The sequence below is a fragment of the Streptomyces sp. NPDC048291 genome (genome assembly GCF_043201715.1).
Taxonomy (GTDB): domain Bacteria; phylum Actinomycetota; class Actinomycetes; order Streptomycetales; family Streptomycetaceae; genus Streptomyces.
Genome location: NZ_JBICZC010000001.1, coordinates 927372 through 950101, shown reverse-complemented (window position 1 = coordinate 950101; position 22730 = coordinate 927372). Strand labels below are relative to the sequence as shown.

Annotated in this window: 21 protein-coding genes; 9 read left to right on the top strand and 12 right to left on the bottom strand. The window is 71.7% G+C overall.

Annotated features, from left to right (window positions below; all coding sequences use genetic code 11):
- Window positions 1-46 precede the first annotated feature (46 nt).
- Window positions 47-814, bottom strand: coding sequence for an enoyl-ACP reductase FabI (gene fabI / locus ACGF5O_RS04195; protein WP_046727988.1), 768 nt, complete (start codon window positions 812-814; stop codon window positions 47-49).
- A gap of 5 nt (window positions 815-819) precedes the next feature.
- On the bottom strand, window positions 820-1539 hold the full coding sequence (gene fabG, locus ACGF5O_RS04190; RefSeq protein ID WP_351498506.1) for a 3-oxoacyl-[acyl-carrier-protein] reductase: 720 nt from the start codon (window positions 1537-1539) through the stop codon (window positions 820-822).
- Between the two features lie 236 nt (window positions 1540-1775).
- Between fabG and ACGF5O_RS04185 the strand changes: the two genes are divergently transcribed.
- The 3 genes from ACGF5O_RS04185 to tyrS are packed head-to-tail and all read left to right on the top strand — an operon-like array spanning window position 1776 to window position 6002.
- Window positions 1776-3299: a TldD/PmbA family protein gene (locus ACGF5O_RS04185; protein WP_393808359.1), complete on the top strand. Its 1524-nt coding sequence runs from the start codon at window positions 1776-1778 to the stop codon at window positions 3297-3299.
- Complete coding sequence (locus ACGF5O_RS04180) at window positions 3296-4690, top strand: metallopeptidase TldD-related protein (RefSeq protein ID WP_393808358.1); 1395 nt, start codon at window positions 3296-3298, stop codon at window positions 4688-4690. The genes ACGF5O_RS04185 and ACGF5O_RS04180 overlap by 4 nt, the downstream gene beginning before the upstream one ends.
- A gap of 43 nt (window positions 4691-4733) precedes the next feature.
- Entirely contained in the window at window positions 4734-6002 is a 1269-nt protein-coding gene (tyrS, locus tag ACGF5O_RS04175) for a tyrosine--tRNA ligase (RefSeq protein WP_393808357.1), read from the top strand.
- A gap of 95 nt (window positions 6003-6097) precedes the next feature.
- Here tyrS and ACGF5O_RS04170 read toward each other — a convergent pair whose 3' ends face one another.
- Entirely contained in the window at window positions 6098-6379 is a 282-nt protein-coding gene (locus ACGF5O_RS04170) for a GlsB/YeaQ/YmgE family stress response membrane protein (protein ID WP_393808356.1), read from the bottom strand.
- Between the two features lie 245 nt (window positions 6380-6624).
- On the opposite strand from ACGF5O_RS04170, the gene ACGF5O_RS04165 reads away from it, so the two are divergent.
- Both ACGF5O_RS04165 and ACGF5O_RS04160 read left to right on the top strand, forming a co-directional pair.
- Entirely contained in the window at window positions 6625-7026 is a 402-nt protein-coding gene (locus ACGF5O_RS04165) for a DUF3099 domain-containing protein (RefSeq protein WP_393808355.1), read from the top strand.
- A 247-nt stretch (window positions 7027-7273) separates the two neighbouring features.
- The gene (locus ACGF5O_RS04160; RefSeq protein WP_393808354.1) at window positions 7274-7507 is read left to right on the top strand and encodes a hypothetical protein; all 234 of its coding nucleotides are present in this window, start codon (window positions 7274-7276) and stop codon (window positions 7505-7507) included.
- Between the two features lie 42 nt (window positions 7508-7549).
- Here ACGF5O_RS04160 and moaA read toward each other — a convergent pair whose 3' ends face one another.
- The 3 genes from moaA to ACGF5O_RS04145 all read right to left on the bottom strand — a co-directional run bounded on the left by moaA (window position 7550) and on the right by ACGF5O_RS04145 (window position 10675).
- Entirely contained in the window at window positions 7550-8539 is a 990-nt protein-coding gene (gene moaA / locus ACGF5O_RS04155) for a GTP 3',8-cyclase MoaA (RefSeq protein WP_393808353.1), read from the bottom strand.
- A 154-nt stretch (window positions 8540-8693) separates the two neighbouring features.
- Entirely contained in the window at window positions 8694-10322 is a 1629-nt protein-coding gene (locus ACGF5O_RS04150; protein ID WP_393808352.1) for a cation acetate symporter, read from the bottom strand.
- Complete coding sequence (locus ACGF5O_RS04145; protein ID WP_393808351.1) at window positions 10319-10675, bottom strand: DUF485 domain-containing protein; 357 nt, start codon at window positions 10673-10675, stop codon at window positions 10319-10321. Before ACGF5O_RS04145 ends, ACGF5O_RS04150 begins: the two co-directional genes overlap by 4 nt.
- A 333-nt stretch (window positions 10676-11008) precedes the next feature.
- Between ACGF5O_RS04145 and ACGF5O_RS04140 the strand changes: the two genes are divergently transcribed.
- From ACGF5O_RS04140 to ACGF5O_RS04125, 4 genes are all read left to right on the top strand, one after another.
- The gene (locus tag ACGF5O_RS04140) at window positions 11009-12535 is read left to right on the top strand and encodes a S8 family serine peptidase (protein WP_393808350.1); all 1527 of its coding nucleotides are present in this window, start codon (window positions 11009-11011) and stop codon (window positions 12533-12535) included.
- 62 nt (window positions 12536-12597) lie between these two features.
- Window positions 12598-14139 (top strand): S8 family serine peptidase, encoded by a 1542-nt coding sequence (locus tag ACGF5O_RS04135; protein WP_393808349.1) that lies wholly within the window; start codon window positions 12598-12600, stop codon window positions 14137-14139.
- 87 nt (window positions 14140-14226) lie between these two features.
- Window positions 14227-15603: a CoA transferase gene (locus ACGF5O_RS04130; RefSeq protein WP_393808348.1), complete on the top strand. Its 1377-nt coding sequence runs from the start codon at window positions 14227-14229 to the stop codon at window positions 15601-15603.
- Between the two features lie 110 nt (window positions 15604-15713).
- Window positions 15714-16715, top strand: a complete 1002-nt coding sequence (locus ACGF5O_RS04125) for a CopD family protein (protein WP_393808347.1) — start codon at window positions 15714-15716, stop codon at window positions 16713-16715.
- A gap of 5 nt (window positions 16716-16720) precedes the next feature.
- Here ACGF5O_RS04125 and ACGF5O_RS04120 read toward each other — a convergent pair whose 3' ends face one another.
- The 6 genes from ACGF5O_RS04120 to ACGF5O_RS04095 all read right to left on the bottom strand — a co-directional run bounded on the left by ACGF5O_RS04120 (window position 16721) and on the right by ACGF5O_RS04095 (window position 22702).
- Window positions 16721-17767, bottom strand: a complete 1047-nt coding sequence (locus ACGF5O_RS04120; protein WP_393808346.1) for a zinc-dependent alcohol dehydrogenase family protein — start codon at window positions 17765-17767, stop codon at window positions 16721-16723.
- Window positions 17768-17804: 37 nt separating this feature from the next.
- On the bottom strand, window positions 17805-18470 hold the full coding sequence (locus ACGF5O_RS04115; RefSeq protein WP_393808345.1) for a lysoplasmalogenase: 666 nt from the start codon (window positions 18468-18470) through the stop codon (window positions 17805-17807).
- Window positions 18467-19333 (bottom strand): sterol desaturase family protein, encoded by an 867-nt coding sequence (locus tag ACGF5O_RS04110; RefSeq protein WP_393808344.1) that lies wholly within the window; start codon window positions 19331-19333, stop codon window positions 18467-18469. The genes ACGF5O_RS04115 and ACGF5O_RS04110 overlap by 4 nt, the downstream gene beginning before the upstream one ends.
- A gap of 100 nt (window positions 19334-19433) precedes the next feature.
- Window positions 19434-20147 carry a VIT family protein gene (locus tag ACGF5O_RS04105; RefSeq protein WP_393808343.1) on the bottom strand — a complete coding sequence of 238 codons (714 nt, stop codon included), beginning with the start codon at window positions 20145-20147 and terminating at the stop codon, window positions 19434-19436.
- Between the two features lie 45 nt (window positions 20148-20192).
- Window positions 20193-21419: an amidohydrolase family protein gene (locus ACGF5O_RS04100; RefSeq protein ID WP_393808342.1), complete on the bottom strand. Its 1227-nt coding sequence runs from the start codon at window positions 21417-21419 to the stop codon at window positions 20193-20195.
- Window positions 21416-22702, bottom strand: a complete 1287-nt coding sequence (locus tag ACGF5O_RS04095) for an amidohydrolase family protein (RefSeq protein WP_393808341.1) — start codon at window positions 22700-22702, stop codon at window positions 21416-21418. The genes ACGF5O_RS04100 and ACGF5O_RS04095 overlap by 4 nt, the downstream gene beginning before the upstream one ends.
- Between the last annotated feature and the right edge of the window lie 28 nt (window positions 22703-22730).

Sequence of the window (22730 nt, the reverse complement as noted above, 5' to 3'; positions counted from 1 at the left end):
GAATCCGCTCGACGAATCCGCTCGATGACTCCGTGAGTCCGTGCGGTCAGGCGCCGATGGCGTGCAGGCCGCCGTCCACGTGGATGATCTCGCCGGTGGTCTTCGGGAACCAGTCGCTCAGCAGGGCGACGATGCCCTTGCCGGCCGGCTCCGGGTCCTTGAGGTCCCACTCCAGCGGGGAGCGGTGGTCCCAGACGGCGGCCAGGTCGCTGAAGCCCGGGATGGACTTGGCGGCCATGGAGCCGATCGGGCCGGCCGAGATGAGGTTGCAGCGGATGTTCTGCTTGCCCAGGTCGCGGGCGATGTAGCGGCTGGTGGCCTCCAGGGCGGCCTTGGCCGGGCCCATCCAGTCGTACTGCGGCCAGGCGTACTGGGCGTCGAAGGTGAGGCCGACGACCGAGCCGCCGTTCTGCATCAGCGGCAGGCAGGCCATGGTCAGCGACTTCAGGGAGTACGCCGAGACGTGCATGGCGGTGGCGACGGACTCGAACGGCGTGTTGAGGAAGTTGCCGCCGAGGGCGTCCTGGGGGGCGAAGCCGATGGAGTGGACGACGCCGTCGAGGCCGCCGAGCTCCTCGCCGACGAGGTCGGCGAGGCGCCCGAGGTGCTCGTCGTTGGTGACGTCGAGCTCGATGACCTTGGTGGGCTTCGGCAGCTTCTTGGCGATGCGCTCGGTCAGCGTGGGCCGCGGGAACGCGGTGAGGATGATCTCGGCACCCTGCTCCTGGGCCAGCTTGGCCGCGTGGAAGGCGATGGAGGACTCCATCAGCACACCCGTGATCAGGATGCGCTTGCCCTCGAGGATTCCACTCATGGTGATCAGTGACCCATTCCCAGTCCGCCGTCAACGGGGATGACGGCTCCAGTGATGTACGAGGCGTCGTCCGAGGCGAGGAACCGCACCGTCGCGGCGACCTCCTCGGGCTCCGCGTACCGGCCGAGCGGCACCTGCGACACGATGGTGGCGCGCTGCTCGTCGGTGAGCACCTTGGTCATGTCGGTGTCGACGAAGCCGGGCGCGACGACGTTGAAGGTGATGTTGCGCGAGCCCAGCTCACGGGCGAGGGAGCGCGCGAAGCCGACCAGGGCGGCCTTGGAGGCGGCGTAGTTGGCCTGGCCGGGACCGCCGTAGAGGCCGACGACCGAGGAGATGAGGACGACGCGGCCCTTCTTGGCGCGCAGCATGCCGCGGTTGGCGCGCTTGACGACCCGGAAGGTGCCGGTGAGGTTGGTGTCGACGACCGAGGTGAAGTCCTCCTCGGACATCCGCATCAGGAGCGTGTCCTTGGTGATGCCGGCGTTGGCGATCAGGACCTCGACCGGGCCGTGCGCGTCCTCGATCTCCTTGTAGGCCTGCTCCACCTGCTCGGAGTCGGTGATGTCGCACTTGACGGCCAGGACGCCCAGTTCCTTGAGTACGGCCGGCGGCTCACCGGAGCGGTACGTGACGGCAACCTTGTCGCCGTTGTCGGCGAAAGCGCGGGCGATGGCGAGGCCGATGCCCCGGTTGCCTCCAGTGACGAGAACCGAGCGGCTCAACGGATCACCCTTTCGATCGGTCTGACAACCCGCCCGAACAGCTGACACGACAGGCGGCTTCATCGAAAACCTATCGGTCCCGCCATCTCCGCGGGCAAGCGGGCACCGACAGTGGCTCGGGAGTGTCACTGTCGGATCCCTACAGAAAGCCGCGACGCCGGGCCGAAACCTGTGGTCCGCGCACCCGCGGGCGCGACATGATCGGACGGACAGGCCACGACAGCAGGGAGACCTCCGTGCCTCATTCCATCGACGAAGCCTTCACGGCGCTTCCGCTACGGGCCCTGGCCGACGCCGCGCTGGCACGCGCGCGTGCGCTGGGGGCCGAGCACGCGGACTTCCGGTTCGAGCGGGTGCGCAGCGCGTCCTGGCGGCTGCGGGACGCCAAGCCGGCCGGCTCCTCGGACACCACCGACCTCGGGTACGCGGTCCGGGTCGTACACGGCGGTACGTGGGGCTTCGCGTCCGGGGTGGACCTGACCCTGGACGCGGCGGCCAAGGTCGCCTCCCAGGCGGTGGCGATGGCCAAGCTCTCGGCGCAGGTCATCAAGGCGGCCGGCTCGGACGAGCGGGTGGAGCTGGCCGGCGAGCCGGTGCACGCGGAGAAGACGTGGGTCTCGGCGTACGAGATCGACCCGTTCTCGGTGCCGGACGAGGAGAAGGCGGCGCTGCTCGCGGAGTGGAGCGCGCGGCTGCTGGCGGCGAACGGCGTCAACCACGTCGACGCCTCGCTGCTCACCGTCCACGAGAACAAGTTCTACGCGGACACGGCCGGGACCGTGACGACCCAGCAGCGGGTGCGGCTGCATCCGCAGCTGACGGCCGTGTCGGTCGACGAGTCCAGCGGCGAGTTCGACTCGATGCGGACCATCGCGCCGCCGGTCGGCCGCGGCTGGGAGTACCTCACCGGCACCGGCTGGGACTGGGACGCCGAGCTGGAGCAGATCCCGGAGCTGCTGGCCGAGAAGATGCGTGCGCCGAGCGTCGAGGCGGGCCTGTACGACCTGGTGGTCGATCCCTCCAACCTGTGGCTGACCATCCACGAGTCCATCGGCCACGCCACCGAGCTGGACCGCGCGCTCGGCTACGAGGCCGCCTACGCCGGCACCTCCTTCGCCACCTTCGACCAGCTCGGCAAGCTCAAGTACGGCTCCGAGCTGATGAACGTCACCGGCGACCGCACCGCCGAGCACGGCCTGGCGACCATCGGGTACGACGACGAGGGCGTCGAGGGCCAGTCCTGGGACCTGGTCAAGGACGGCACGCTCGTCGGCTACCAGCTGGACCGGCGCATCGCGAAGCTGACCGGCTTCGACCGCTCCAACGGGTGCGCGTACGCCGACTCCCCCGGGCACGTCCCGGTGCAGCGCATGGCCAACGTGTCCCTGCGACCGGACCCGGCCGGGCTGGCGACGGAGGACCTGATCGGCGGGGTCGACCGCGGGGTCTACGTGGTCGGCGACCGTTCCTGGTCGATCGACATGCAGCGCTACAACTTCCAGTTCACCGGACAGCGGTTCTTCAGGATCGAGAACGGCCGGATCACCGGGCAGCTGCGCGACGTCGCCTACCAGGCGACGACCACCGACTTCTGGGGCTCCATGGCGGCCGTCGGCGGCCCCCAGACGTACGTCCTCGGCGGCGCCTTCAACTGCGGCAAGGCCCAGCCGGGACAGGTCGCCGCGGTGTCGCACGGCTGCCCCTCGGCCCTCTTCAAGGGCGTCAACATCCTCAACACCACGCAGGAGGCCGGTCGATGAGCGCCCGTAGCAACAAGCCGCACGAGATCGTCGAGCGCGCTCTGGAACTGTCCCGGGCCGACGGCTGCGTGGTCATCGCCGACGAGTACTCCACCGCCAACCTGCGCTGGGCCGGCAACGCGCTCACCACCAACGGCGTCACGCGTGGCCGTTCGCTCACCGTCGTCGCCACCGTGGACGGCAAGGAGGGCACCGCCTCGGGTGTCGTCTCCCGGTCGGCCGTGACCGCCGACGACCTGGAGCCGCTGGTGCGGGCCGCCGAGGCCGCCGCGCGCGGTGCCGGTCCCGCCGAGGACGCCCAGCCGCTGGTCACCGGCGTACCGGAGGCGCCGGACTTCACGGACGCGCCCGCCGAGACCTCCTCCGCCGTGTTCACCGACTTCGCCCCGGCGCTCGGCGAGGCCTTCGCACGCGCGCGCGCCGGCGGCCGCGAGCTGTACGGCTTCGCCAACCACGAGCTGGTCTCGACGTACGTGGGCACCTCGACCGGGCTGCGGCTCAGGCACGACCAGCCCACCGGCACGCTGGAGCTGAACGCCAAGTCGCCGGACCGTACCCGCTCCGCCTGGGCCGGGCACTCCACGCGGAACTTCAAGGACGTCGACCCCGGCGCGCTCGACGCCGAGCTCGCGGTGCGGCTCGGCTGGGCCGAGCGGCGGGTGGACCTCCCGGCCGGCCGGTACGAGACGCTGCTGCCGCCGACCGCCGTCGCCGACCTGCTGATCTACCAGCTGTGGTCGGCGTCCGGGCGGGACGCGGCCGAGGGCCGGACGGTGTTCTCCAAGCCGGGCGGCGGCACCCGGGTCGGCGAGAGGCTGACCGACCTGCCGCTGACCCTGCGCAGCGACCCGAACGAGCCGGGCCTGGAGTCCGCGCCCTTCGTCGTCGCGCACTCCTCCGGCGGCGACCAGTCGGTCTTCGACAACGGGCTGCCGGTCGGCGCCACCGAGTGGGTGTCGGGGGGCGAGCTGAAGCACCTCACGACCACCCGGCACACGGCCGGTCTGACCGGGCTCCCGGTCGCCACGGCGGGCGGGAACCTGATCCTCGACGGCGGCGAGGACCGCTCGCTCGAGGACATGGTGGCCGCCACCGAGCGCGGGCTGCTGCTGACCTGCCTCTGGTACATCCGCGAGGTCGACCCGGCGACGCTGCTGCTCACGGGCCTGACCAGGGACGGCGTCTACCTGGTGGAGAACGGCCAGGTCACCGGGCAGGTGAACAACTTCAGGTTCAACGAGTCGCCGGTGGACCTGCTGGGGCGGGCGACCGAGGCCGGGCGCACGGAAAAGACGCTGCCGAGGGAGTGGAGCGACTGGTTCACTAGGGCTGCGATGCCCGCGCTGCGGGTGCCCGACTTCAATATGAGCTCTGTCAGCCAGGGCGTATAACCTCGTAGCTGATTACGAGACCACCCAAGGAGATACGAGAACCGTGACGGACATCGTCGACGAGCTGAAGTGGCGGGGCCTCATCGCCCTCTCCACCGACGAGGACGCATTGCGCAAGGCGTTCGCAGACGGTCCCGTCACGTTCTATTGCGGCTTCGACCCGACCGCGCCCAGCCTGCACCTCGGCAACCTCGTGCAGATCCTGACGATGCGCCGGATCCAGCAGGCCGGGAACCGCCCGCTGGGCCTGGTCGGGGGCGCCACCGGCCTGATCGGTGACCCGAAGCCGAACTCCGAGCGCACGCTCAACGCCCCCGAGGTCGTCGCCCAGTGGGTCGAGCGGCTGCGCGCCCAGATCGCTCCGCTGCTGGACTTCGAGGGTCCGAACGCGGCGGTCATGGTCAACAACCTGGACTGGACGCAGGGCCTGTCGGCCATCGAGTTCCTGCGGGACATCGGCAAGCACTTCCGCGTGAACAAGATGATCGCGAAGGAGGCCGTGGCCCGGCGCCTGGAGTCGCAGGAGGGCATCAGCTACACGGAGTTCAGCTACCAGATCCTCCAGGGCATGGACTTCCTCCAGCTGTACCGCCGCCACGGCTGCACGCTGCAGACCGGCGGCAGCGACCAGTGGGGCAACCTCACCTCGGGCACCGACCTGATCCACAAGGTCGAGCCCGACGCCGTGGTGCACGCGCTGGGCACGCCGCTGATCACCAAGGCCGACGGCACCAAGTTCGGCAAGACGGAGTCCGGCACGGTCTGGCTCGACCCGGAGATGACCACGCCGTACGCCTTCTACCAGTTCTGGCTGAACGCGGACGACCGGGACGTCTCCAAGTTCCTGCGGATCTTCAGCTTCAGGTCGCACGCCGAGATCGAGGACCTGGAGAGGCAGACCGCGGAGCGTCCGCAGGCGCGGGCCGCGCAGCGGGCGCTGGCCGAGGAGCTGACGACGCTGGTCCACGGGGCCGACCAGACGGCCGCCGTGATGGCCGCGTCCCGTGCCCTCTTCGGGCAGGGCGAGCTGGCGGAGCTGGACGACCGGACGCTGGCCTCGGCGCTGGCCGAGGTGCCGCACGTCAAGGTGGCCGAGCTGGGTCCGGTGGTCGACCTGTTCGCCGAGGTCGGGCTGGTGGCCAGCAAGTCCGCGGCGCGGCGGACCGTGAAGGAGGGCGGGGCCTACGTGAACAACGTGAAGGTGACCGCCGAGGACGCCGTGCCGGATCCTGCGGAGCTGCTGCACGGGCGGTGGCTGGTGCTGCGGCGGGGGAAGAAGAACCTGGCGGCCGTGGAGGTCGTCGGATCGTGAGCGCCTTAGGGGGTGCGGGGTGCGTTGTCGGCCGCGGGTTCGATGTGGCTGGTCGCGCAGTTCCCCGCGCCCCTGACGGGGCGCTTCGGGGCGCGTCAGATGCGCTGTTGTTTGCGCTTTCCCAGGGTCGCCGTGTAGGCCATGTCGCCCAGGAAGACGATGATGATGGCCGCCACCAGCTGGAAGAGGTGACGGGTCCAGTCGATGCCCTTCGTCTCCGCCACGCCGACCGCGCGGGCGATCGCGTTGCCGGCGATGGCGCCCAGGATGCCGAAGATGGTCGTCAGCCATAGAGGGCTGTGCTGCTTGCCCGGGATGACCGCCTTCGCGATCAGGCCCAGCACGAAACCCACGATGATCGCCCACAACCAGCCCATGGCTGCCTCCTCGTACGGCTCGACGTGAGCATTACGCCAAGTCTCGGCCCGTACGCCGTACGGCGCATGTCGGTACGCCCGTACGCGCTACGGCGCAGGGCGTTCACGCAGGCGGGAGGGCGACCCGGTCTCGAAGGCGGCGCAGGCGCGGCGTACCGTGGAATGAGTCCCGACCCGGTTCCCCGAGCGGGTGCGGACCGGGTACGGGCCGGGGAGAGTCCGATGCGGGCGGATGGTGGAATGTGATGCGGAAGCAGCGCGGCGACGGCAACGTCCAGGTGTTCCGGATCACCGGAGCCCGCACCGGCCTGGCGGAGGACGTACGCGGCCGGCAGCGGCGGTACGTCATCTCGATGGGCGTCCGGACCCTGTCGGTGATCCTCGCGGTGACGTTGTGGAACGTCGAACGGTACGTCGCCGTCGTGGCCCTGGTGCTCGGGGCGCTGCTCCCCTATGTCGCCGTCGTCATCGCCAACGCCGGGCGGGAGCGGCCGCAGTCGCTTCCGTCGACCTTCGGGGTCGCGCCGACCAGGCTGATGATCGCGCCGCCGCGGGCCGAGGAGGCACAGGCGGAATCCGTCCCGGAGGACGTGGCGGCGGACCCGGCGGCGGGGGCCGTGCGCGGCGAGCGACCGGAGTCGGTCTGAGCTCGGCGACGCGGCGTGGACGGGCGGCGACCCGGCCCCGAGCGACGCCGCCCGAAGCTCAAGAAATGCTCAGATCTATCGTGCTGTTCCAGTGCCGGGCCAAGGGTGACCCGTGACATACTGCGTACGCGCTCCGCATCCCCCGTCGGAGCGACGGACCGACGCCGGGCAGCTCCCCCCGTGGCTGCTCGGCGTCGCCTTGTTTACGGGGTCTTTTTTGCGAGACGACGCGGTGCGAGACGAAGCAGTGAGTGACGTTGTTTGTTCGGCGAAGGGCTGCCGCGCCGCGGCGGTGTGGGTGCTGGCGTGGAACAACCCGAAGATCCACACGCCGGAGCGGCGCAAGACCTGGCTCGCCTGTGAGGAGCACCGGGAGCATCTCTCGCAGTTCCTCGGGGTGCGGGGGTTCCTGAAGGACGTCGTGCTCTTGCGGGACTGGGAGTCGCCCGAGTCGCCCGAGTCGTCCGGGCAGGACGGGTAGGCCGGGTAGGCCGGGTCAGCCGGGCAGGACGGGTGGGCCGGGCTAGCCGCCGATCGCGGACATCGGCCGGTCCGGCTGCACGAACTGCGGGTCGTCCAGCCCCGCCCCCGCCTTCTTGCCCCACATCGCCAGCCGCCACCTGCGGGCGATCTCCTCGTCCGGCGCGCCCGAGCGGAGCGCGCCGCGCAGGTCCGTCTCCTCCCGCGCGAACAGGCAGGTCCGTATCTGGCCGTCGGCCGTGAGGCGGGTGCGGTCGCAGGCCGCGCAGAACGGGCGGGTGACCGAGGCGATGACGCCGACGCGGTGCGGGCCGCCGTCGACCAGCCAGCGCTCCGCCGGGGCCGAGCCGCGGTCGTCCGCGCCCTCGGGGGCGAGGTCGAAGCGGGTGCGGAGGGAGGCGAGGATGTCCCCGGCCGTCACCATGCTGTCGCGCTTCCAGCCGTGCTGGGCGTCGAGGGGCATCTGCTCGATGAAGCGCAGTTCGTAGTCGTGGGCCACCGCCCAGGCGAGGAGGTCGGGGGCCTCGTCCTCGTTCAGCCCGGGCATCAGGACCGTGTTGACCTTGACCGGGGTGAGGCCGGCGTCGTGGGCGGCGCGGAGGCCGTCGAGGACGTCGTGGTGGCGGTCGCGGCGGGTCAGGGTCTTGAAGACGTCGGGGCGGAGGGTGTCAAGGGAGACGTTGACCCGGTCCAGGCCGGCCGCCTTGAGGGCCGCCGCGGTGCGGCGCAGGCCGATGCCGTTGGTCGTCAGGGACATCCGGGGGCGCGGGGCGAGGGCCGCCACCCGCTCGACGATTCCGGTCAGGCCGGGGCGCAGCAGCGGCTCGCCGCCGGTGAAGCGGACCTCCTCGACGCCCAGCAGGCGGACCGCGATGTCGATCAGCCGGACGATCTCGTCGTCCGTGAGCAGGTCGGGCTTGGCCAGCCACTGCAGGCCCTCCTCGGGCATGCAGTACGTACAGCGCAGGTTGCACCGGTCGGTCAGCGAGACTCTCAGGTCGGTGGCCACCCGGCCATAGGTGTCGATGAGCACGCGGGCCCCCTCCCTCGTTGCGGATCGGATCTCTGCCGTCTCTTGCGAGCCTACGTGACGGCACTGACATCGGGAGAGGCCTGATGCCACGAGGTACGACGCGGCCGCGTCGTAGGATCCTATGATCCCGTCGACGCGGCCGGTCGTACGAAGCTCAGTGCGCTCCGGTGCCGGTCAGGGACCGCACCTCCAGCTCCGCGTACTTGGCGGCGTCCGGGTCCTCCTTGGAGAGCAGAGTGCCCACGACGCCGAGGAGGAATCCGACCGGGATCGAGATGATGCCCGGGTTCTCCAGCGGGAACCAGTGGAAGTCGACGCCGGGGAACATCGACGTCTCCTTGCCGGACACCACCGGGGAGAAGAGCACCAGGCCGACGGCGGTGACCAGGCCGCCGTAGATCGACCAGAGGGCGCCGGCGGTGGTGAACCGCTTCCAGAAGAGGCTGTAGAGGATGGTCGGCAGGTTGGCGGAGGCGGCGACCGCGAAGGCCAGGGCGACCAGGCCGGCGACGTTCAGGTCGCGGGCGAGGGCGCCGAGGAGGATGGAGACGGCGCCGATGCCGACCGTGGCGTACCGGGCCGCGTTGATCTCCTGCTTCTCGGTGGCCTGGCCCTTCTTGATGACGTTGGCGTAGATGTCGTGCGCGAAGGACGACGAGGACGCCAGGGTGAGGCCCGCGACCACCGCGAGGATGGTCGCGAAGGCCACCGCCGAGATCGTGGCCAGCAGGATCGCGCCCCAGTTGGAGTCGACGCCGCCCAGGTGGAGGGCGAGGAGGGGGGCCGCGGTGTTGCCGGACTTGTTGGACGCGATGATCTCGTCGGGTTTGATCAGCGCGGCGGCGCCGAAGCCGAGGGCGAGGGTCATCAGGTAGAAGGCGCCGATCAGTCCGATGGCCCAGAGGACCGACTGCCGGGCTGCCTTCGCGGTGGGCACGGTGTAGAAGCGGATCAGGATGTGCGGCAGGCCGGCGGTGCCGAGGACCAGGGCGATGCCGAGGGAGAGGAAGTCCAGCTTGCTGGTGCCGGTGGCGCCGTACTTCAGACCGGGCTCCAGGAACGCGGCGCCCTTGCCGCTGTTGTCGGCGGCCTTGCCGAGCAGGTCGGAGAGGTTGAAGTGGAACTTGGCCAGGACCATGAAGGTCAGCAGCAGGGCGCCCGCGATGAGCAGGACGGCCTTGACCATCTGGACCCAGGTGGTGCCCTTCATGCCGCCGATGGTGACGTAGACGATCATCAGGACGCCGACCAGGGCGACGATGGCGATCTTGCCGCCGTCGCTGGTGATGCCGAGGAGGAGGGAGACGAGGACGCCCGCTCCCGCCATCTGGGCCAGCAGGTAGAAGATCGAGACGACGATCGTGGAGGTGCCGGCGGCGGTGCGGACCGGGCGCTGGCGCATGCGGTAGGCGAGGACGTCGCCCATGGTGTAGCGGCCGGAGTTGCGCAGCGGCTCGGCGACCAGGAGCAGGGCGACCAGCCAGGCGACCAGGAAGCCGATGGAGTACAGGAAGCCGTCGTAGCCGAAGAGGGCGATGGCGCCCGCGATGCCGAGGAAGGACGCGGCGGACATGTAGTCGCCGGAGACGGCGAGGCCGTTCTGGAAGCCGGTGAACTGGCGGCCGCCCGCGTAGAAGTCGGCGGCGTCCTTGGTCTGGCGGCCCGCCCAGACGGTGATGACGAGGGTAGCGGCGACGAACACCGCGAACAGGGTGATGATCAGGGTCCGGTGCTGGCTCGCCTCGCCGGCCGCGAGCAGGGTGGTGTGCTGTGCGGGGCTCATGCGCCGCCCTCCATCCGGGACTTGATGGCCTCGGCCTTGGGGTCGAGCTTCGCGGCGGCGTGCCGGGCGTACCACCAGGCGATGAGGAACGTGGTGAGGAACTGGGCGAGGCCGAGGACCAGCGCCACGTTGACGTTGCCGACGACCTTGGTGCCCATGAACCCGTCCGCGTAGCTGGAGAGCAGGACGTACAGCAGGTACCAGGCGATGAAGGCGACGGTCAGCGGGAAGGCGAAGGAGCGGTAGGAGTGCCGCAGTTCGGCGAACTCCGGACTCTGCTGCATCTCGGCGAACTCCTCGCCGGAGGGGTGCCGCGTCTGCGTGTTCGAGGGCGGTGGTGTCTCGGTGGCCACGGAGTCTCCTCGCGATACGGACATGCGGATTCTGACCTCACAGACATGTGGATCGCGCACCCGAAGTGATCTCGCGACTCCGGAGCGTGATTCCGACAGGGGGCCTCGATCCTGCTGCGGCTCCCTCCTCAAGGTCACGGCGCCACGCGTGGGCAGGTTCAACTCGCCCGGGTTCTTTCGGAAGTCGTCGGCGCAAGTCACCTCCGGTCATTGCTGGCCGGTGAGTGCGGGAGATAGCTTCGGCCCTGCACCACCCGTCATGTACCTGCCCAAGCAGCACACGGCTCGGGCGGGCCCGTTTTCGGTTGATGTTCCGGATGATGTGGAGACCCCATGGCTCATCTGCGTTCCAGACCCGGGCTGGCGTTCGCCGTCCCGGTCGTCCTGTCGCTGACCGCCTCGCTCGGCCTGGTGCCGGCGGCGGCTTCCGCGGCCCCGCTGACCACCCGGGCCGCGCAGTCGGCGGACGGGCCGAACCTGGCCTATGTCGTCAACACCAGGACGGACCATCGCACGATCGAGTCGGCGCAGCGGGCGGTCACCCGCAACGGCGGCACGATCGTCGCGACGTACGACAAGATCGGCGTGATCGTCGCGCATTCGGCGAACCCCGACTTCGGCACGGCCCTGCGGGCGGTGCGCGGGGTGGAGTCGGCGGGCGCCACCCGGACGGCCGCGCTGAGCGCGGCGGGGACCACGGACGAGGGCGCCGTACAGGTCCTGTCGAAGGCGGAGGCCGCGAAGGTCGAGCAGCGGTCGGCGGCCGGCCAGGAACCCCTTGAAGCGGACCAGTGGGATCTGCGGACGATCGGTGCCGACAAGGCCGCCGCGATCAACCCGGGGAGCCGCTCGGTGACGGTCGGCATCATCGACACCGGCGTCGACGACACCCACCCGGACATCGCCCCGAACTTCTCCGCCGCGCAGTCCGCCAACTGCGTGAGCGGCAAGGCGGACACGACGTACGGCGCCTGGAGACCGGTGGACGCCGACCACTACCACGGCACCCATGTCGCCGGTGAGATAGCCGCCGCCCGCAACGGGATCGGCGTGGCCGGTGTGGCGCCGGGCGTGAAGGTCGCGAGCATCACCGTGGCGCAGCCCGACTCGACGCAGCTGTTCTACCCGGAGAGCGTGGTCTGCGCCTTCGTCTTCGCCGCCGACCACGGCATCGACATCACCAACAACAGCTACTACGTGGATCCATGGCTGTACAACTGCATGGACGACCCCGATCAACGTGCCATCGTTGACGCGGTCAACAGGGCGCAGCTGTACGCCCAGCGCAAGGGCACGCTCAACGTGGCCTCGGCGGGGAACTCGAACGACGACCTCGACGCGCACGCCCTCGTCGACGACTCCAGCCCCGACGACTCGACCGCGACCACCCGGACGGTCGACCCGCACGAGTGCTTCGACGTACCGACCCAGCTGCCCGGTGTGGTCACCGTGAGCGCGGTGGGCGTCAACAACACGAAGTCGTACTACTCCAGCTACGGCCGGGGCGTCGTCGACGTGGCGGGCCCGGGCGGCGACAAGTACCAGATCCCGGACACGCCGTCGAAGAACGGCCGCGTCCTGTCCACCCTGCCGAACGACCAGTACGGCTTCCTCCAGGGCACCTCGATGGCGTCCCCGCACGTGGCCGCGGTGGCCGCGCTGCTGAAGTCGACGCACCCGCACGCCACTCCGGCCCGGCTGCTGGCCCTCCTGAAGGCCGAGGCGGACAACCCGGGCTGCCCGGCCGGCCCGTACGACGGGGACGGCGACGGTGTCGTCGACGCCACCTGCGTGGGCGGCAAGCACGTCAACGGCTTCTACGGCTCCGGTGTCGTCGACGCGCTGCGCGCCGTCAAGTAGCCACCGCAGAGCAGGACTTCCCGCACGGCATGCCCGTTCCGCGAACGAAGTGGAGACCTCAGATGACCGCGCCCAAGCCGCGCCACCGCCGAGTCCTCGCCCTCCCGCTCGGCATGGCCATGGCCACGGCACTCACCTTCCTGCCCAACGTCTCGGCGTCCGCCGCCGACACCGGTACGTCCGCGTCCGCCTCGGCAGCCGACGCCGGTGACCCGACGTCCCTCAGCTACGTCGTCAACGTCCGTCCCGGGCACCACACTTCCGAGCGCGTCCGGAAGGCGATCGAGCGGGCCGGCGGTTCGGTGGTGATCGCGTACGACGAGATCGGCGTGATCGTCGTGCATTCGTCGAACGCCGACTTCGCGAAGATCATCCGCAAGGTGCCCGGCGTGGACTCGGCCGGGAACACCCGCAACGCGCCGCTGCCCGCCCAGTCGACCACGGACGTCGGCACGCCGGAGGTGCTCAGTTCCGAGCAGGTCGCGGCGGCGGACGCGCAGGCGACCGACGGGCAGGACCCGCTGGAGCCGCTGCAGTGGGACCTGCCGGCCATCAAGGCGGACAAGGCGCACGAGAAGACCCTGGGCAGTTCGAAGGTCACCGTCGCCGTCATCGACACGGGCGTCGACGACACCCACCCGGACATCGCCCCCAACTTCTCCGCCGCGCAGTCCACCAACTGCGTCTCCGGCAAGCCGGACACGACCTACGGCGCCTGGCGGCCCACCGCGGCGGAGAGCCCGCACGGCACGCACGTGGCGGGCGAGATCGCGGGCGCCAAGAACGGGATCGGCATCACCGGTGTGGCGCCGGGCGTGAAGGTGGCCGGCATCAAGGTGGCCACCACCGCCGGCTACTTCTACACGGAGGCCGTGGTCTGCGGCTTCGTGTGGGCGGCCGAGCACCACATCGACGTGACCAACAACAGCTACTACACCGACCCGTGGTACTTCAACTGCACCGACGACCCGGACCAGAAAGCGCTCGTCGACGCCATCACCCGGGCCTCGCAGTTCGCGGAGCGCAAGGGCACGGTCAACGTCGCGGCGGCCGGCAACGAGAGCTACGACCTGGCCTCCGACTCGATCACCGACCCGGTCTCGCCGAACGACGGCACCCCCGTCGACCGGGTGATCGACCCGCACACCTGCTTCGACATCCCGACCCAGCTGCCCGGTGTCGTCACGGTCGCGGCGACCGGCGCGAAGGGCCTCAAGTCGTCGTTCTCCAACTACGGCCTCGGGGTCATCGACATCGCCGCACCCGGTGGCGACTCGACGGCCTACCAGGCGCCGGAGCCCCCCGCCACCAGCGGCCTGATCCTGGGCCCGCTGCCGGGCGGCAGGTGGGGCTACATGGCCGGCACGTCGATGGCGACCCCGCACGTCGTCGGCGTCGCCGCATTGATCAAGTCAACCCATCCGCACGCCTCCGCCGCCCTGGTGAAGGCTCTGCTGTACGCCGAGGCGACCGCCACGCCGTGCACCGACCCGTACGACATCAACGGCGACGGCAAGATCGACGCGGTGTGCGAGGGCTCCAGGAACCGCAACGGCTTCTACGGGTGGGGCACGGCCGACGCGCTGGCGGCGGTGACCAGGTAGCCCTGGTCCTGACTCTGCCCCTGGCCCTGGCCCTGGCCCTGGCCCTGGGGACACATATTGATCCAGTCAATAATGCATAGTGAAATCATGACTGGAATCAACTATGCGTGGTCCGCGCTGGGCGGCGATCCGTCACTGCTCTCGCGTGTCACGACCGTGACACGCGAGAGCACGCTCCCGGCACGCCTTCCGGTGCGGCAGCTCGCCCGCGCCTGCGTCGGCGTCTGCGCGCTCGCCGCCGCCGAGCTGGCGGCACGGCGGACCGGGACCGCCGAGGTGCCCCGGGTCCGGGTGGACGACGGGGCCGTGGCGACGGCGTTCACCAGCGAGCGGCACCTGCTGGCCGACGGGCGGGCGCCGGTGCAGTTCGCCCCGCTCTCCCGGTTCTGGCCGGCGGCCGACGGGTGGGTGCGCACGCACGCCAACTACCCGCATCACAGGGCCCGGTTGCTGGGCGCGCTGGGCCTGCCGGCGGACGCCGCCCCGGAGCAGGTCGCGGCCCGGATCACCGCGCAGCCCGCCCTGGAGACGGAGGACGCGGTCCACGCCGCCGGCGGACTGGCCGTGGCGCTGCGCTCGCCCGAGGAATGGGCCGCGCACGAACAGGCGGTCGCGGTGGCCGCGCACCCCCTGGTCGAGCGGGGCCGCCCGGACGCGGCGCACGCGCGCGTGCTCCCGCCGCTCGACGCCGGCGCCGCTCCCCTGCTGCCCGCCGCCGGGCTGCGCGTCCTGGACCTGACCCGGGTCCTGGCCGGCCCGGTCGCCACCCGCACCCTCGGGCTGCTGGGCGCCGACGTCCTGCGCCTGGACGCGCCCTGGCTGCCCGAACTCCCCGACCAGCACGCCGACACGGGCTTCGGGAAGCGCTCGGCGACGCTCGACCTGACGACGGAAGCGGCGGCCTTCGAGGAGTTGCTGGCCTCCGCGGACGTCGTGGTCACCGGCTACCGGCCGGGCGCCCTCGACCGGTTCGGGCTCTCCCCCGAGGCGCTGGCCGAGCGGCGGCCCGGGCTGGTCGTGGCCCAGGTGTCGGCGTGGGGCGCGTACGGGCCGTGGGGCGGGCGGCGCGGCTTCGACAGCCTCGTGCAGGTCGCCACCGGCATCGCGGGGACCGAGGGTTCCGCCGGCCGGCCGGGCGCGCTGCCCGCCCAGGCGCTGGACCACGGCACCGGTTATCTGCTGGCGGCCGGTGTGCTGCGGGCGCTGACCGAGCAGTCGTACGACGGCGGGAGCAGGTTCGTCCGGGTGGCGCTGGCGCGGACCGCGCGGTGGCTCACGGCGGAGCTGGAGCCGGGTTCCGGGACCGGTGAGCCGTACGACGGGCCGGACGCCTGGCTCGCGGAGACGGACGGCGCGCCGGGGCGGCTCCGGTACGCGCGGCCACCGGTGTCCTTCGCGGGCGGGCCGGCCGACTGGGCCCGGCCTCCGGCGCCCTGGGGATCGGATCCGGCCCGCTGGGCATGACCGTGCACGCCCGGTGGCCGGAAACGTACGAATGGGTGGAATGCCGTTCCGTCAGCTGTTTTCCTTTAGTTGCCCGCTTCTGTACCGGCCGGGGGAGATCAGGGGGGCCGTTGACACGACCGACCGCCGAGGTGGCCGCGAGCGGCCCCGCGAGACGCCCGGGGACCTGGCGGGCCGTCGCCGTGCTGGTGCTGGCCGCGGTGGCCGTGCTGGTGCCGCTGCTCGGGCCGTCCGCCGCGCTGCGGGGCACCGGGGAGGCCGCGGCGCCGGGGGTGGGCGGTGTCGCCCTGCTGCGCGGGGTGCTGTTCGCCGCGCTGTGCGTGCCGGCGGGTGAGCTGTTCGTGGACCGGCTGGTGCGCCGGCTGCCGGACGCGCCGCCCGAACGCCCCGCCGGCTGGGCGGTGTTCGCGGCGGCCGCCGGATTCGTCGCCGCGCTGGGGCTCGCGTCGGTCGTGTCGACGGGCAACCTGGTGCCGCACTCGCTCGCCGACGTCGACGTGGGCGGCCTGTACCGGTCGCGGGACGGCAGGTTGGCGCTGATCGAGGTCAACGCCTTTCTGCTGGCCGGTCTGTGTGCCCGCTCGCGCCGCCCGGCGACCCAGGCGTGGCCGCTGGCGGCGGTGGCCGTCGCCGAGGCGCTGCGCGCCCATCCCGCGCCCGAGCACGGCCCGTTGCTCGGCTCCGCGCTGACCCTGGTGCATCTGACCTGCGCGACGCTGTGGGTGGGCGGTCTGCTGCACGCGTTGCGGATGCTGCGCCGGTGGCGCGGCCGGGCGGCCGGGGCGGCGCTGCTCGGGCTCTACGCGCGCGTGGCGGCCGTCCTGCTCGCCGCCATCACCGCGACGGGCGTGTGGAGTTCGCTGCGGCGGATGCCCCTGGGCACGGTCCTGGACCAGCTGACGACGACGGCGTACGGGCGCACCCTGCTGGCCAAGGTGGTCCTCGTCGCCGCCGTCGTCGTGCTCGCGCTGTGGGCCCGGTTCCGGCTGCGCCGGGCGGCCGACCCGCTGACCGCGTACGTCCCCGCGCGGGCCGAGGTGGCCGTGCTGGGACTGGTCGTCGCGGTGTCGGGGGTGCTGACGGCACTGCCGCTGCCGATCAGGTGGACCTGACCCGGTCAGCCGTTGGTGACGAGCACCTTCAGGGCGGTGCGGTCGTCCATCGCCTTGTAGCCGTCGGGCACGCCCTCGATGCCGACGGTGAGGTCGAAGACCGGCGACGGGTCGATGGTGCCGTCGAGGACGTCGGGCAGCAGGTCGGGGATGTAGGCGCGGACCGGGGCGACACCGCCGCGCAGGGCGATGTTCCGGTCGAACATGACGCCGAGGTCCAGTCCGGTGCCGCTGCCGTGCGGGACGCCGACGAAGCCGATCGCGCCGCCGTCGCGGGTGATCTCGACGGCCGTCCGCATGGACTGCTCGGTGCCCACGGCCTCGACGACGGCGTGCGCGCCCTGGCCCCGGGTGAGTTCGCGTACGGCGGCCACGGCCGCGTCCCCGCGTTCGGCGACGACGTCGGTGGCGCCGAAGCGGCGCGCGATGTCGGTGCGCACCTCGTGCCGGCCCAGCGCGATGATCCGCTCGGCGCCGAGCCGCTTGGCGGCCAGCACGGCGCACAGGCCGACCGCGCCGTCCCCGACGACCGCGACCGTGGCGCCGGGCCGGGCGCCCGCGCCGAGGGCCGCGTGATGGCCGGTGCCGAGCACGTCGGAGAGGGTCAGCAGGGCGGACAGCAGGTGGTCGTCGGAGGCGGCGTCCTTGGGCAGCGTGACCAGGGTGCCGTCGGCGAACGGGACCCGTACGGCCTCGCCCTGGCCGCCGTCGTACCCCACGGAGCCCCAGAAACCGCCGTGCTCGCAGGACGTGGTCAGGCCCTCACGGCAGTAGTCGCAGACGCCGTCGGACCACATGAAGGGGGCGACCACGAGGTCGCCGCGCCGCACGGTGCCCACCTCGGAGCCGGTCTCCTCGACCACGCCGAGGAACTCGTGGCCGATGCGCTGCCCCGGCTGCCGGGCCGACTCACCGCGGTACGCCCACAGGTCGCTGCCGCAGATGCAGGCGCGCAGCACCCGTACGACGGCGTCGGTGGGCAGCTGCACCACCGGCTCGGGCACGTCCTCCACGCGCATGTCGAACGGGGCATGGATGGTGGTGGCACGCATGGCGAGGGTCCTTCTCGTGCGGTGTCGGTGGGTGCGCTCAGGGGGTGGTCGAGCGCACTTCACGGTACGCCGTGGCCGGTGCGGCCCGCGCGTCGAGGGTGCCGCGGACCAGCAGGAACTGTGCCGCCACGTAGGTGAGCATGATCCAGAAGTCGGGGCGCGGCGGCTGCGGCCAGTCGGCGACGCCGGTCGCGATCAGCGTGTCGGAGACCATGAAGAGCGCGCCGCCGAGCCCGGCGAGCGGGCCGAGCCGGGTGGCAGCGGCGTACGCCATGGCGGTGAGCAGGGTGCTGTAGCCGGCCACGGGGACGCGCAGGCCGGTCGGCAGGTCGGGCCAGAGCAGGGCGACCAGGGTGACCAGGGCGGCGGCGTAGCCGAGGGCGAGCGGACGCGCACGCGCGTGTGGCGGGCCCTGGCGGCGGAAGAGGACGAGGTAGCAGACGTGCCCGGCGGCGAAGGAGGCCATGCCCGCCATGAAGGCGGCGTCGGCGTCGGAGAGGAGCAGGACGTCGCCGCCCCAGCCGCACAGCAGGGCGGCGACGAGGAGCCGGGGGCCGCCCGCGCGGGCGGCCGACGCGGCGAGCAGGGGCATCAGGAGCACCTTGGCGACGACGTGCCCGGAGTGGAAGCCGACCGCCAGGAAGGCGAGGTCGAGGACGACGGCGAGGGCGAAGGCGGCGAGCGGCGCCCGGGACGCTCTCACGCGGCCACGGACTCCTCTGTCTGTTCCACGGCGGGCGCCGGCGCCCAGCCCGGTCCCCGCAACACCCGCCCGGCCCGCTCCCGCCAACTGCGCGCAGCCCTGATGTCCTTGGCGATGGCAGCGTACTCGTGGGTGGCCACCTTGACGGGGTTGAACGTGTTGATGTTCTTGGTCAACCCGTACACCGGCCGCTCGGTCTCCGGCACCCAGGACCCGAACAGCCGGTCCCAGACGATCAGGATCCCGCCGAAGTTGCGGTCCAGGTAGCCGCCCTGGGAGGCGTGGTGCACGCGGTGGTGGGACGGCGTGTTGAAGACGAACTCGAACCACCGGGGCATCTTGTCGATGCGTTCGGTGTGGATCCAGAACTGGTAGACGAGGTTGGCGGAGGAGCAGAAGGCGAGCGCGGCCGGGTGCACCCCCACGGCGACCAGCGGGACGTAGAACGGCCAGACGGTCAGCGAGGTCCAGGGCTGGCGCAGCGCGGTGGAGAGGTTGAACTTCCTGCTGGAGTGGTGGACGACGTGGCAGGCCCACAGGATGCGGATGACGTGGTGGCCGCGGTGCGACCAGTAGTAGAAGAAGTCCTGCCCGAGCAGCATCAGCGGGACCGTCCACCACAGCACGGGGATGCGCAGCGGGGTCAGCTCGTACACCGCCGTGTAGATCATGACGATCGGGATCTTCCACACGAAGTCGAAGACGAGCGACCCGAGCCCCATGCCGATGCTGGTGGCCGCGTCCTTGGTCTCGTACCCGGCGGCATCGTCGTCGGGATGGATGCGGTAGCTGATCACCTCGATCACGGTGAGCAGCACGAAGGCGGGTATCGACCACAGCACGACATCGGGCAGGTTCGGCATGTGGGCACCGTAGAACCGCCGGTCGGCTGCGGCTAGACGTTGTTACCCACAAGTATTACCGGGGGTATGCGCTTGCTTGTTGGCGATCTCCGCCAAGGAGCTAGACCCCGACCGCCCCCAGCAGGCTCCCCGCCCCGTACGTGACGCCCATGGCCAGCGCGCCGCCCAGGACGTTGCGCAGTACCGCCGGGCCCACCGAGGCAGCTCCCAGGCGGGCGCCGGCCCAGCCGGTCAGGACCAGTGCCGCCAGCACGGAGACCACCGTCACCGGGAGCCGCCAGCCGGAGGGCGGCAGGACGATCGCGAGCAGCGGGAGCAGCGCCCCCACGGTGAACGCCAGGAAGCTGGCGAGGGCCGCGTTCCAGGGGTTGGTCAGCTGGTCGGGGTCGATGCCCAGCTCCACGCTCGCGTGGGCCTTCAGGGCGTCGCGTTCCGTCAGCTGGACGGCCGCCTCGCGGGCCACCTCCCGGGACAGGCCGCGGCGCTCCAGGAGCTCGGTCAGTTCCTCCAGTTCCGCCTGGGGCTGCTCCTTCAGCTCGCGTTTCTCCTGCGCCAGCGCGGCGAGTTCGGAGTCGCGCTGGGTGGACACCGAGACGTACTCGCCCGCCGCCATCGACATGGAGCCGGCGAGCAGCCCCGCCAGGCCCGCGGTCAGCAGGGCGTTGCGGTCGGCCGTGGCGCCCGCGACGCCGACGACGATGCCCGCCGTCGACACGATGCCGTCGTTCGCGCCCAGTACGGCCGCCCGCAGCCAGTTCAGCCGGGAGCCGAGCGCTCCCCCGTGGGCCTCGTCGTCGTGCGTAGGTTCCGTCACAGCAGGGAGGATCGCACCCCGCGGCCCGTGGGCACCGTACCGACGTCACCAGACCCGTACCGAGGCGCCCCGCGCGAACACCGGGCTCGTCGCGTCGGCCGGCGGGTCCGGCAGCGGTTCGGCGATCTCCGCCACCGTCGGCCCCACCTTCGCCGCGATCGGGTCCAGGAGGTCCAGGTCGAAGCCGTAGACGCGGGCCGCGTTGCCGCCGAGCATCGCCGCGAGCTCGTCCTGCGGGACGCCGGCGAAGGCGAAGCGCAGGCCCTCCCTGGTGTACGGGTAGGTGCCCTCGTCGTGCGGGTAGTCGCTGCCCCACATGATCTTGTCCAGGCCGATGCGGTCGCGCAGCGGCACCTCGTGCGGGCGCATGAAGCTGGCGCCGACGAAGCAGTTGTCCCGCCAGACCGCGGACGGCGGTTCACCCATCGAGTCCGCAAGGCCGACGCCGAACTTCGCCTCCGCGGTGGTCGCCCGCGCCGCCGCCAGCAGGCGGCCGTGGTAGTAGTCCAGCATGGCCAGGACCCCGGGGATCCAGCCGGAGCCCTGCTCGGTCAGGACCAGTTTCAGCTCCGGATGGCGGCGGAAGGCGCCGCCGAAGACCAGGTGCCAGAGCGCGCGGTGCGAGAACCAGGTCGTCTCGACCATGAAGACCGCGCGGGCGGCCGGTTCGTCGCCGAGCGGCGGAGACGCGGACCCCGCGTGGTGGTTGACGGGGACGCCGAGCTCCGCGCAGACGGCCCAGATCGGATCGTACACGCGCGCGTGCAGTTCGGGCAGGCCCGAGCCGGGCGGGGTGCCCGGGAGCATCAGGCCGCCCTTCAGGCCCGCCCCGGCCGCCCGGCGGATCTCCTTCACGGCCTCCTCGACGTCGTTGAGGAGGATCTGGAAGACGCCCGCCCGGCGGCCCGGCGCCGCGGCGCAGAAGTCGGCCAGCCAGCGGTTGTGGGCGCGCAGGCCCGCCCAGCGCCGCTCGTACTCCGCCGCGGTCGGCGCGGGGGCCATGAGCGACCCGGACGGGAAGAACGGCGGGATGGTGTTCGGGAAGATCACCTCCGCGACGATCCCGTCCTCCTCCAGCTCCGCGAGCCGCCGCGCGGAGTTCCAGTTCCGGTCCGCCGAGTCGGCGAGCAGGTCCTCGTACGGGTTGACGTAGGTCGCCGCCCACAGGTCGAAGTCTTCGTGGTAGCGCTTCTCCAGGTAGGGGCGGTAGTCGAGGAGGTCCGCCCCCGCGTGGCAGTCGGCCGAGATCACCGTGTAGCGGTCGTCGTTCACGACGTCACCCCCAGCACCGGGAAGTCGTTGTCGGTCAGCCAGTGGCGGCCCACCTCGCGCGAGCGGGCCCAGGAGGCCTCCACCGCCGCCTGATCGGCCGGCTGGCCGAGGTCGGCCGGGGTGGGGCCGATGCGCCGGGCCAGCGGGGTCAGGCGGTCCGTGTCGAAGCCGAAGGCCTCGGCCGCCGCGAGGCCCAGCATCCGGCGGGTCTCGGTCACCGGGATGTCGTGGAAGGTGCGGCGCAGCCACGCGCGCGTGTCCGGCCAGGTGCCCTCGGGGTGCGGGAAGTCGCTGCCCCAGAGGATGTTGTCGACGCCGATCTCGTAGCGCTGGGCGAGTTCCCGGCGCTTGGTGTTGGTGGCGCAGACGAAGACCTGCCGGTCCAGGTACTCGTGCGGCGGGCGGGTCAGCTCCTCGAAGGGGGAGAGCTTCTTGCCGCCGTGCGCGCCGAGGTAGAGGCGGTCCATGAACCACAGCAGGTTCGGCAGCCACCAGCAGCCCGACTCGGCGACGCCGAAGCGCAGTCCCGGATGGCGTTCGAAGACGCCGGACCAGAGCAGGAACCACAGCGGGCGGGCCGGCCACCACGTCACCTCGCTGACGTAGATGCCGAGATGGTCGCCGTACTCGTCGCGCGGGGCCGCGCCGGAGTGGGTGAGGACCGGCATCCCGCACTCGGCCGACGCGGCCCAGACGGGGTCGTAACGGCGGTCGTGGTACGGCTCCCTGTCGACCCACATGGCGGGGATCATCAGGGCACCGAGACCGGACTCCCTGGCGCGGTACACCTCCGCGACGACCCGGTCGGTCGGGGCCGTGACCGGCAACAGGGCGACCCCGCAGTGCCGTTCGGGGTGCTCGGACACGAAGTCGGCCAGCCAGCGGTTGTGGGCCTGCGCGCCCGCCATGCCGAGCTCCGGGTCGTGGTCCCCGGACAGGCCGAGGCCGACCCCGAAGGGCGCCGCGGTCCGGCTGTCGACCGCGTCTGCGTCCGGGAAGACCACCTCGGCGGCCACCCCGTCCCCGTCCAGCTCCTTCACCCGCTGCGCGGCGTCCCAGCCCCCGCGCAGCCCCTCCTCGTTGTCCTGGAACCACCTGGCCGCGAACGCCTCGTTGCGGATGCCGAGCCGGGTCATCTCCTCCCGGCGGCGCTCGCGCCCCGCGAGGAACTCGTCGAAGTCCCGGTGGAACCGGGCGTCCAGATAGGGCCGGTACTCCTCGGTGGGCAGCCCGGCGTGGCAGTCGGAGGAGATGATCAGGTATGGGTCGTCGTACGCGGTCACCACTGCCCCCTGTCGGTACGGGATGAGG